Origin of the sequence: Endozoicomonas sp. ALC020 (assembly GCF_049275935.1) — a bacterium.
Taxonomy (GTDB): domain Bacteria; phylum Pseudomonadota; class Gammaproteobacteria; order Pseudomonadales; family Endozoicomonadaceae; genus Endozoicomonas_A.
Map to the genome: position 1 here is coordinate 5,681,982 of NZ_CP184830.1, position 12,469 is coordinate 5,694,450.

Sequence of the window (12,469 nt, forward strand, 5' to 3'; positions counted from 1 at the left end):
TGTTAGCTGTACTTACCAACCTGGTATGAACTTTCATTCCGGAACTGTCTCTGACTAACTAAATAATTTTCAAATCTTCCAGGTGATCGATAATAAACACCCGCTTTGCAGGATCCAGACATGCATGGAATCAATAATTCCGGTTTTGAACCACCACTGACGCGAGCCCGAGCCAGAGCGCTGGCACAGGCGGGTAACCATGCGGGCAGGTCCATCACTCTGGCTGACACGAAAGAAAAGCAAAAACTTTCATTGCAGGATTTAGCCTCAGATACACTTTCCATGATTTTTTGCCATTTGAAACTTCGGGATATTCGCAGTTTACAAAAGGTATCTACCCACCTTCGCGACGTTATTGAGCAAGATAACGCTCTGGCAAAAGCCTGGTATCGCCAGTTTACTTCAGCACACCAGCAGCAACTCAGGATGGCCCTCAGTACAAAAAACAAGGATCAACTCCGTGCCTGGTTTGAGTCATTTACGAATAATAGAGCGTTAGTCGAATCTCTCACAGACCGTCGGTCGATGAGACTTTATTCACCTGGTCTGTTATTTTTCACCAAGGCTAAGCTGATGTCCGAATGTGATACCTTTGAATTAGTCACTAAAGCCACCCTTGACAAAACTTATAAAACCCACTCATCCAACAGCATTATCGATCCCATCCGAATTAGACGAAACAATAGAGTCCACTCGGCCGCACTCAGTGTCGATGGCCGCTTTCTGGTGACCGCCAATGGCGACAATACGGTAAAAATCTACAGCCATAAGCCTGATGGAACATGGGAAAAAAAAGCCATCATTCCCCATGTCAGAGAGATCAAATCAGCGATTTTCAGCTCTGATGGTCACCATCTGGTAACTGCCAGTTCGGGTGGCACGGTGACGATATACAATCTGAGGTGCGACGAAACATGGGAGCCAAACACCATCATTTCCCATAATGGTGACATCAAATCAGCCAACTTCAGCGTCAATAGTCGACATGTCGTGACCACCAGTTGGAATGGCACAGCGAAAATCCATAGCCGGAAGGACGATGGATCATGGGAGCTAACGGCCACCCTGCCCCATAAAACTGCTGGCGCTTCAGCCATTTTCAGCATCGATGGCTGCCATGTGTTAACCACCTCTGATAATACGGTGAAAATCCATAGCCAGAAGGACGATGGATCATGGGAAGAAAAAGATGCCATTCCTCATGTTGGTGATGTCCTGTCAGCCACCTTTAGCGCCGAGGGTCACTATTTGGTTGCTACTGGTCTGGAATGGAAGGCGAAAATCTATGGTCAGAAGGCCGATGGATCATGGAAAAAAAATACCACCATTCAACACTGGGGAATTGTCAGATCAGCCAGGTTCAGCAACGATGGCCGCCACCTGTTGATTACCGACAACGATAACAAAGTGAAAATTTACGGCAGAAAAGCCAACGGCTTGTGGAAAAAAAAAGCCACCTTTTCCTATGAGTCCTATGGGGATTGGACCTTATCAGCCACCTTTAGCCCTGAGGGCCGCCATATGCTGACTACTGCCTGCTATGACAACACTGTGAAAATTATTGGTCAGCAAGATGATGGGACATGGATAGAAAAAGCCACCATCACCCATGATGACTGGATCTCATCGGCCACCTTTAACGCTGATGGCAGTCAGGTGGTCACCTCCAGTCGGGACGGCATCGTAAAAATCACTGAACTGCGAAGGAAGCATTCATGGTCTGCTGTCACTGAGTGACACTATCTTGCAGGTACTGAAAGTCATTTTGTTAGTTTTACTAACCAACCTGTTATGAACTTTCATTCCGGAAATGTCTCTGACTAACTAAACAATTTTTAACCCTCCCTGATGATCGAGAATAAACACCAGCTTTGCAGGATCCAGACATGCATGGAATCAATAGTTCCGGTTATGAACCACCACTGACGCGAGCCCGAGCCAGAGTGCTGGCAGTGGCGGGTAACCATGCTGGCAGGACCATCACTCTTGCTGACAAGAAAGAAAAGCAAAAACTTTCATTACAAGATTTAGCCTCAGATACACTTTCCATGATTTTTTGCCATTTGAAACTTCGGGATATTCGCAGTTTACAAAAGGTATCTACCCGCCTTCGCGACGTTATCAAGCAAGATAACGCTCTGGCAAAAGCCTGGTATCGCCAGTTTACTTCAGCACATCAGCAGCAACTCAGGATGGCTCTCAGTACAAAAAACAAGGATCAACTCCGTGCCTGGTTTGAGTCATTTTCGAATAATAGAGCGTTAGTCGAGTCACTCACAGATCGCCAGCCGATGAGTGTTTATTCACCTGCTTTGTTATTTTTCACCAGGGCTGAGCTGATGTCTAAATGTGAAACCTTTGAATTAGTCACCAAAGCCATCATTGACAAAACTTATAAAGCCAACTCAGCCACCTCATTAAATGATCGCATCCGTATGATGTATGAAAATGAAGTCAACTCAGCGGCCCTCAGTGCTGATGGCCGCTATCTGGTTACCGCCAATGCAGACAAGACGGCAAAAATCTATGGCCACAAGCCTGATGGATCATGGGAAATAAAAACAACCATTCCTCATGAAGGATGTGTCAAATCAGCGATTTTCAGCCCCGATAGTCACCACGTAGTCACCGCCAGTGGAGATCACACTGCGAAAATCTATGATCGGGGGTGCAATGAATCATGGGAACCAAACACCACCATTTCCCATGGTAATTTCGTCATATCAGCCGCTTTCAGTTCCGATAGTCGACATGTGGTGACCGCCAGTCGTGATGGCACAACGAAAATCCATAGCCAGAAAGAGGATGAATCATGGGAATTAACGGCCACCCTTACCCTTCCCTATAACGATTCTGTCCATTCAGTCACTTTCAGCACCGATGTCTGCCATGTGGTGACCGTCTGTCAGCATAAGAAGGCGAAAATCCTTAGCCAGAAGGGCGATGGATCATGGGAAAAAAAAGGTGTCATTCCCCATGATAGAGCTGTCATGTCAGCCACCTTCAACGCCGATGGTAGCTATGTGGTCACCGCCAGTCTGGATGGCAAGGCGAAAATCTATGGCAAGAGCGCCGATGGATCCTGGGAAGAAAATACCATCATTGAACACAGGCTAATAGTCAACTCGGCCAGCTTCAGCCTCGATGGCCGCCACGTAGTCACTGCCAGCGATGATGGCACATTAAAAATCTACGGCCTGAAAGCCAATGGCTCATGGGCAGAAAAAACCACCTTTCTCCACACTGGTTTGGTCACATCGGCCACCTTCAGTCCTGATGGTCTCCACATAGTGACTACTGCCAGCTACAGGAAAACGGTGAAAATCATTGGTCAGCAGCATGATGGGACATGGTCAGAAAAAGCCACCATCGCCCATGATGACTGGATCTCATCGGCCACCTTTAGCGCTGATGGCAGTCAGGTGGTCACCTCCAGTCGGGACGGCATCGTAAAAATCACTGAACTGCGAAGGAAGCATTCATGGTCTGCTGTCACTGAGTGACACTATCTTGCAGGTACTGAAAGTCATTTTGTTAGTTTTACTAACCAACCTGTTATGAACTTTCATTCCGGAAATATCTCTGACTAACTAAACAATTTTTAACCCTCCCCGGTGATCGAGAATAAACACCCGCTTTGCAGGATCCAGACATGCATGGAATCAATAATTCCGGTTTTGAACCACCACTGACGCGAGCCCGAGCCAGAGCGCTGGCACAAGCGGGTAACCATGCGGGCAGGTCCATCACTCTGGCTGACACGAAAGAAAAGCAAAAACTTTCATTGCAGGATTTAGCCTCAGATACACTTTCCATGATTTTTTGCCATTTGAAACTTCGGGATATTCGCAGTTTACAAAAGGTATCTACCCGCCTTCGCGACGTTATCAAGCAAGATAACACTCTGGCAAAAGCCTGGTATCGCCAGTTTACTTCAGCACACCAGCAGCAACTCAGGATGGCCCTCAGTACAAAAAACAAGGATCAACTCCGTGCCTGGTTTGAGTCATTTACGAATAATAGAGCGTTAGTCGAGTCACTCACAGAGCGCCAGCCGATGAGTGTTTATTCACCTGCTTTGTTATTTTTCACCAGGGCTGAGCTGATGTCTAAATGTGAAACCTTTGAATTAGTCACCAAAGCCACCATTGACAAAACTTACAAAGCCAACTCAGCCACCTCATTAAATGATCGCATCCGTATGGTGCATGAAAATGAAGTCGACTCAGCGGCCCTCAGTGCTGATGGCCGCTATCTGGTTACCGCCAATGCGGACAAGACGGCAAAAATATATGGCCACAAGCCTGATGGATCATGGGAAATAAAAACAACCATTCCTCATGAAGGATGGGTCAAATCAGCGATTTTCAGCCTCGATAGTCACTACCTGGTCACCGCCAGTCATAACAGAGCGAAGGTATATGATCTGGAGTGTGATGAACCATGGGAACCAAAAACCACCATTATTCATGATGGATTCATCAGATCAGCCAACTTCAGCACCGATGGTCGACATCTGGTGACTGCCAGTTGGGATCAAACAGCGAAAATCCATAGCCAGAAAGATAATGGATCATGGGAATTAACGGCCACCCTTCCCCATAATGATCTTGTCGAGTCAGCCACTTTCAGCACCGATGGCTGCCATGTGGTGACCGTCTGTTGGGATAAGACGGCGAAAATCCATAGCCAGAGGGGCGATGGATCATGGCAAGAAAAAGGTGTCATTCCCCATGATAGAGGTGTCATTTCAGCCACCTTCAACGCCGATGGTAGCTATGTGGTCACTGCCAGTCTGGATGGCAAGGCGAAAATCTATGGCAAGAGCGCCGATGGATCCTGGGAAGAAAATACCATCATTGAACACAGGCTAATAGTCAACTCGGCCAGCTTCAGCCTCGATGGCCGCCACGTAGTCACTGCCAGCGACGATGGCACATTAAAAATCTACGGTCTGAAAGCCAATGGCTCATGGGCAGAAAAAACCACCTTTCTCCACACTGGTTTGGTCACATCGGCCACCTTCAGTCCTGATGGTCTCCATATAGTGACTACTGCCAGCTACAGGAAAACGGTGAAAATCATTGGTCAGCAGCATGATGGGACATGGTCAGAAAAAGCCACCATCGCCCATGATCACTGGATCTCATCGGCCACCTTTAGCGCTGATGGCAGTCAGGTGGTCACCTCCAGTCGGGACGGCATCGTAAAAATCACTGAACTGCGAAGGAATCATTCATGGTCTGCTGTCAGTGAGTAACACCATCTTGAGTGTGCCGAAAGAAATTTTGTTAGTTGTACTTACCAACTTGTTATGAACTTTCATTCTGGAACTTTATCTGACTGAATAATTTTTAAAGTTCCCTGGTGATCGAAAATAAACACCAACTTTGCAGGATTCAGACATGCATGGAATAAATAATAATTCCGTTATTGAACCACCACTAAAACAAGCTCAAGCTCTATCACTAACACCAACAGGTAACCTCGAGGGTAGGTCCATCACTGAAGCTGACAAGAAAGAAAAGCAAAAACTTTCATTGCAAGATTTAGCCTCAGATACACTTTCCATGATTTTTTGTCATTTGAAACTTCGGGATATTCGCAGTTTACAAAAGGTATGTACCCGCCTTCGCGACGTTATCAAGGAAGATAACACTCTGGCAAAAGCCTGGTATTGCCAGTTTTCTTCAGCACACCAGAATCAACTCACGATGACCCTCACTACAAAAACCGAGAATCAACTCCGTGCATGGTTTGAGCCGTTTTCCAATGATCAGGCGTTACTCGAGTCACTCACTGATCGCCAGCCGACGAGTGTTTATTCACCGGTATTATTTTTCACCAGGGCTAAACTGATGTCTCAATGTGAAACATTTGAATCAGTCACTAAAGCCACCATTGACAAAACTTATGATACCAACTCAGCGAACTGCATTGCTGAATACCTTCGTATATTAAACCGCAATCGAGTTAGCACGGCGGCCCTCAGTGCCGATGGCCGCTATCTGGTCACCGCCAATGGCGACAAAACGGCAAAAATCTACGGCCAAAAGGCTGATGGAACATGGGAAAAAAAAACCTCCCTGCCCCATAGCGGACTGGTCGAATCAGCGATTTTCAGTCCCAATGGTCATCATTTAGTCACCACCAGTGCGGGCTGCACGGCAGAGATATATGATCTGGGGTGCGATGAATCATGGAAACGAAAAATCATCATTCTCCATTATTATCAGATCCATTCAGCCGCCTTCAGCACCGATGGCCGACATGTATTGACCGGCAGTCTCGACGGAGAGGTGAAGATCCATAGCCACAAGCGCGATGGATCATGGAAATTAACAGCCATACTTTCCCTAGGATTTCGTCTCGAATCAGCAGCCCTCAGCAACGATGGCTGCCATCTGATAACCACCTGTTGGGATAATACCGCAAAAATCTATAGTCAGAGGGCTGATGAATCATGGGAAGAAAAGGATGCCATTCCCCATGATAGTTCTGTCATGTCAGCCGCCTTCAGCGCCGATGGTGGCTATGTGGTCACCACCAGTAAGGATTGCAAGGCGAGAATCTTCAGCAAGAAGGCCAATGGATCATGGGAAGAAAATAAAATCATTCAACACAGGAATCTGGTCAAATCGGCTAACTTCAGTCCTGATGGCCGACATCTAGCCACTGGCAGCAGCGATGGCACGAAAATCTACGGCCGAAAAGCTGATGGCTTTTGGGAAATAAAAGCCACCTTTTCCCATGGCAGGGCGGTCTCATCAGTCACCTTCAGTCCTGAAGGTCGCCATCTGCTGACTACTGCCTACTATGAGAAAACTGTGAAAATTATTGGTCAGCAGGATGATGGGACATGGTTAGAAAAAGCCACCATTGCCCATGATGACTTCGTCACATCGGCCACCTTTAGCGCTGATGGCAGTCAGGTGATCACCTCTTGTTCGGATGGCATAGTAAAAATCACTGAACTGCAAAGGAATCATTCATGGTCTGCTGTCACTGAGTGACACCATCTTGCAGGCACTGAACGTCATTTTGTTAGTTTTACTAACCAGCCTGTTATGAACTTTCATTCTGGAAATGCCTCTGACTAACTAAACAATTTTTAACCCTCGCCGGTGATCAAGAACAAACACCCGCTTTGCAGGATCCTGACATGCATGGAATCAATAATTCCGGTTTTGAACCACCACTGAAGCGAGCCCAGACCAGAGCACTGGCACTAACGGGTAACAATGCGGGCAGGTCCGTCTCTGTTGCTGAGAAGCAAGAAAAGCAAAAGCTTTCATTGCAAGATTTAGCCTCAGGTACACTCTCCATGATTTTTTGCCATTTGAAACTTCGGGATATTCGCAGTTTACAAAAGGTATCTACCCGCCTTCGTGACGTTATCAAACAGGATAACGCTTTGGCTAAAGCCTGGTATCGCCAGTTTACTTCAGCACATCAGCATCAATTAAGAATGACCATCAGTACAAAAAACAAGAATCAACTCCGTGCATGGTTTGAGTCATTTTCGAATAATAAAGCGTTAACCGATTCACTTGCAGATCGCCGGTCGATGAGTCTTTATTTACCTGGTCTGGTATTTTTCACCAGAGCAAAGCTGATGTCTGAATGTGACACCTTTGAATTAGTCACTAAAGCCATCATTGACAAAAATTATAAAGACAACTCAGCCACTAGTATTGACGATCTCACCCGAATTAGACGCATCAATACAGTCCACTCGGCCGCACTCAGTGCCGATGGCCGCTATTTGGTCACCGCCAATGGCGACCGAACGGCAAAAATATATGACCACAAGCCTGATGGAACATGGGAAAAAAAAACCTCCATTCCCCATGACGGACGGGTCAAATCAGCGATTTTCAGTCCCAATGGTCATCATTTAGTCACCGCCAGTTCGGATCATGTGGCGAAGATATATGGTCTGAGTTGTGATGAATCATGGGAGCCAAACACCCTCATTCACCATCATGGTATCGTGAACTCAGCTAGCTTCAGCACCAATGGTCGACATGTCTTGACCGCCAGCTGGGATGGCACAGCGAAAATCCATAGCCGCAAGAACGATGGATCATGGGAGTTAGCGGCCACCCTTCCCAATCGGTCTTTTGTGCATTCAGCCATTTTCAGCATCGATGGCTGCCATGTATTAACCACCTCTGATAAAACGGTGAAAATCCATAGCCAGAAGTACGATGGATCATGGGAAGAAAAAGATATCATTCCCCATAATGGTTTTGTCATGTCAGCCACCTTCAGTGCCGATAATGGCTTTGCGGCCACTGCCGGTTTGGATGGCAAGGCGAAAATCTATGGCAAGAGGGCCGATGGGTCATGGGAAGAAAGTGCCTTCAATCAAGGGGAAGCTGTCAGCTCGATCACCTTCAGCCCCGACAGCCGACATCTGGTGACTGCCGGCAACGATTACAAAGTAAAAATTTACGGCAGAAAAGCCAATGGCTTGTGGCAAGAAAAAGCCACCTTTTCCCATACGAGTACCGTCATTTCAGCCACCTTCAGCCCTGATGGCCGCCATCTGGTGACTGCCAGCCGGGACAAAACGGCGAAAATCATTGGTCAGCAGGACGATGGCTCATGGTCAGAAAAAGCCACCATTGTTCATCATGACTGGCTCTCATCGGCCTCCTTTAATGCCGATGGCAGTCAGGTGATCAGCTCCAGTGAGGATGGCATAGTAAAAATCACTGAACTACGCAGGAATCATTTATTGTCTGCAGTCAGTGGGTGACACTATTCTGCATGGGCCGAAAGTCATTTTGTCAGTTTCACTAACCAACCTGTTATGAACTTTCATTCTGGAAATGTCTCTGACTAACTAAATAATTTTTAAACCTCCCTGATGATCGAGATTAAACACCCACTTTGTAGGATCCAGACATGCATGGAATCAATAATTCCGGTTTTGAACCTCCACTGACGCGAGCCAGAGCCAGAGCGCTGGCACTAACGGCTGACCATCAGGGTAGGTCCATCACAGTAGCTGACAAGAAAGAAAAGCAAAAACTTTCATTACAGGATTTGGCCTCAGATACACTTTCCATGATTTTTTGCCATTTGAAACTTCGGGATATTCGCAGTTTACAAAAGGTATCTACCCGTCTTCGCGACGTTATCAAGCAAGATAACGCTCTGGCAAAAGCCTGGTATCGCCAGTTTACTTCAGCACATCAGCAGCAACTAAGGATGACCATCAGTACAAAAAACAAGAATCAACTCCGTGCATGGTTTGAGTCATTTTCGAATAATAAAGCGTTAGCCGATTCACTCGCAGATCGTCGGTCGACGAGTGTTTATTTACCTGGTCTGTTATTTTTCACCAAGGCTAAGCTGATGTCTGAATGTGATACCTTTGAATTGGTTACTAAAGCCAACATTGACGATCTCATCCGAATGGGAAGCATCAATGTAGTCTACTCGGCCGCACTCAGTGCCGATGGCCGCTATCTGGTGACCGCCAATGGAGACAATACGGCAAAAATCTACGGCCATAAGCCTGATGGAACATGGGAAAAAAATACCACCATTGCCCATGAAGGACGGGTCAGATCAGCGATTTTCAGCCCCGATGGTCATCATGCAGTCACCGCCAGTTCGGATGGTACGGCGAAGATATATGATCTGAGTTGTGATGAATCATGGGAGCCAAACACCCTCATTCACCATAATGGTATCGTCAAATCAGCTAGCTTTAGCAGCAATGGTCGAAATATCCTGACCGCCAGTTGGGATTATACAGCGAAAATCCATAGTCGAAAGAACGATGGATCATGGGAGCTAACGGCCACCCTTCCCAATGAGACTTTTTTCTATGATGCCATTTTCAGCATCGATGGCTGCCATGTATTAACCGCCTCTGATAACACGGTGACAATCCATAGCCAGAAGTACGATGGATCATGGGAAGAAAGAGATACCATTACCCATGTTAGTAACGTCTTGTCAGCCATCTTCAGAGCCGACACTGGCAATGTGATCGCCAACACTCCTGATCGGAAGGCGAAAATCTATGGCAAGGAGGCCGATGGATCATGGAAAAAAAATACCACCATTCAACACTGGGTCAAATCCGCCAGATTCAGCACCGATAACCACCATCTGGTGACTGTCGGCTACGATCACAGAGTAAAAATTTACCGCAGAAAAGCCAATGGCTCGTGGAAAGTAAAAACCACCTTTTCCCATAAGAGTCACGTCATATCAGCCAACTTCAGCCCTGATGGCCGCCATCTGGTGACTGCCAGCCTTGATAAAACGGCAAAAATCATTGGTCAGCAAGATGATGGGTCCTGGTCAGAAAAAGCCACCATTGTTCATGATGACTGGCTCTCATCGGCCACCTTTAGCGCTGATGGCAGCCAGGTGATCACCTCCAGCGAGTATGGCATGGTAAAAATCACTGAACTGCGGAGACATCATTTTTTGTCTGCTGTCACTGGATAACATCACCCTGTAGGTACTGAAAGAAACTTTATCCGTTGCGCTAAACAAGATGTTATGAACTTTCATGCTAAAACCCATTCTGATTTACAGAATCAATGTTTACTGTCTTTGCTAACCGGAAATAAACGCTAACTTTGGAGGAGCCAGACATGGACGGAATTAATAATAACTCCAGCATTTCAGGTTCATACTCGCCACCACCAAAGCGAGCTCGCCGGGGAAGTGTATCATCTTCTGTTAGTGAGGGTAGAACCTCCGATGTCACTGAAAAAACAGCATTGAATGCTTTAATCAACATTAGTGCTTTCAGCGACAGTGCATTCAAACTGGAACAAGCGCAAGTTACTGACGAGAATTGTTCAGTCTGTTATGGGTCACACACGGCAAGTATAATGAAAACGCCATGTAAACACCTTTTTCACGTGCATTGTTTGTATCAGTGGCTGCAAACCAGACTGCGAAACAGGACAGTTAAAACCTGCCCTGTTTGTCGCGCAGAATTGATTAGCTTAAGGAACAAACTTAAAGACTTAAATGGGCTATTGGATAAATACGACGGTTGTTACTCATTAGATATTGCTGCCAGAGCAGTGAACGAATGGAATAAAGCAGAAGCATGTCATGGAGTCTTATATCATTTTGTCCAACTTTGCAGACATAACAGCCAGGCATCGGATGATTTACAGTATGTAAGTATCCTGCGAAAAATAATTCATCCGGTTATAAAAGCTGAGATTATCCATAAATATAAGATCAACTCCGCCGTCTTCAGCAGCAATGGCCACCTGGTAATAACCGCCAGTGACGATGGAACGGCAAAAATCTATGGCTACCAGGCGGATGGATCATGGCAAGAAGAAGTCACTATCAGCCACTATGGTCCGATCAAATCAGCCTCCTTCAGTCAGGATGGACGACATGTGGTCACTGTCGGCAGGCATCACAGGGCGAAAATTACTGGCCAAAAGGACGATGGAACCTGGGAAACAGAAGCCACTATTCACCATAGTGGTTCGATCGAATCAGCCTCCTTCAGTGCCGATGGCAACCATGTACTGACTGTATCTAATGGGCAAAGGGAGAGAGTCGTTGAAATTAATGCCGATGGTCAGCTTTTTGTAACTATAAAAAACAAAAATCGGGTGACAGTAGCTGGCAAGCGAGCCGATCAAGTCTGGAAAGAAAAAGCCATCATTGTCCATGACAACACTGTCAACTCAGCCATCTTCAGTGCAGATAGCCTCCATCTGGTGACCGCCAGTGAGGATCATACTGCGAAAATCTTTGCTCAGAAAAACGATGGATCATGGCAAGAAGAAATGACCATTCGCCATAATACTCCGGTCAAATCAGCTAGCTTCAGTGCTGATGGCAGCCATATTGTGACTGTCGGTAAGGATAACGAGGTAAAAATTACTGGCCAGTGGAGCGATGGTTTATGGAAAGAAAGTGTCATCATTACCCATGATAAGACGGTCAATTCAGCCAGCTTCAGTGCCGATAGCCACCATCTGGTGACCGCCAGTGATGATAGAAAGGCGAAAATCTATGGTCTGAAAGATGATGGCTCATGGAAAGAAGATGCCACCATTCACCATAAAGGTATGATTAACTCAGCCACCTTCAGCGCCAATAGCCGTTATGTAATAACCGCCAGTGAAGATGGTAAAGCAAAAATCTATAGCCTGACGGATGATGGATTATGGGAAGAAGAAACCATCATCCGCCATTATGACCCAGTGATATCAGCCACCTTCAGCCCCGATAGCCGCTTTGTGTTAACCGCTGGTGTAGATAGAAGGGCGAAAATCTATAGCCGTAGGGGCGATGCAACATGGAAACATGAAGTCACCATCCGACATGGTGGTCCGATAAAACCAGCCTCCTTCAGCAACGATAGTCGCTTTGTGGTGACCGCCGGCAGAGGTCCCATGGCGATGGGTGGTCACAAGGCAACAATCACTGAGTTATGGAAGGAAGACTGATTGAATAG

General features: G+C 46.5%; 7 protein-coding genes. All 7 read left to right on the plus strand.

The features are described from left to right. Positions 1 to 120 precede the first annotated feature (120 nt). The 7 genes from ACOJUO_RS20795 to ACOJUO_RS20825 all read left to right on the plus strand — a co-directional run bounded on the left by ACOJUO_RS20795 (position 121) and on the right by ACOJUO_RS20825 (position 12,461). Positions 121 to 1,737 carry an F-box/WD repeat-containing protein gene (locus ACOJUO_RS20795; protein WP_422138025.1) on the plus strand — a complete coding sequence of 539 codons (1,617 nt, stop codon included), beginning with the start codon at positions 121 to 123 and terminating at the stop codon, positions 1,735 to 1,737. Between the two features lie 149 nt (positions 1,738 to 1,886). Next, positions 1,887 to 3,503: an F-box/WD repeat-containing protein gene (locus tag ACOJUO_RS20800; RefSeq protein ID WP_422138026.1), complete on the plus strand. Its 1,617-nt coding sequence runs from the start codon at positions 1,887 to 1,889 to the stop codon at positions 3,501 to 3,503. Between the two features lie 149 nt (positions 3,504 to 3,652). Continuing rightward, positions 3,653 to 5,260: an F-box/WD repeat-containing protein gene (locus tag ACOJUO_RS20805; protein ID WP_422138027.1), complete on the plus strand. Its 1,608-nt coding sequence runs from the start codon at positions 3,653 to 3,655 to the stop codon at positions 5,258 to 5,260. Between the two features lie 145 nt (positions 5,261 to 5,405). Then, a complete protein-coding gene (locus ACOJUO_RS20810) occupies positions 5,406 to 7,013 on the plus strand; it encodes an F-box/WD repeat-containing protein (protein ID WP_422138028.1) in 1,608 nt (535 codons plus the stop codon). A gap of 149 nt (positions 7,014 to 7,162) precedes the next feature. After that, on the plus strand, positions 7,163 to 8,764 hold the full coding sequence (locus tag ACOJUO_RS20815; RefSeq protein ID WP_422138029.1) for an F-box/WD repeat-containing protein: 1,602 nt from the start codon (positions 7,163 to 7,165) through the stop codon (positions 8,762 to 8,764). 149 nt (positions 8,765 to 8,913) lie between these two features. Next, complete coding sequence (locus ACOJUO_RS20820; protein ID WP_422138030.1) at positions 8,914 to 10,476, plus strand: F-box/WD repeat-containing protein; 1,563 nt, start codon at positions 8,914 to 8,916, stop codon at positions 10,474 to 10,476. Positions 10,477 to 10,625: 149 nt separating this feature from the next. Next, positions 10,626 to 12,461: an RING finger domain-containing protein gene (locus ACOJUO_RS20825; RefSeq protein ID WP_422133846.1), complete on the plus strand. Its 1,836-nt coding sequence runs from the start codon at positions 10,626 to 10,628 to the stop codon at positions 12,459 to 12,461. Positions 12,462 to 12,469: the final 8 nt, after the last annotated feature.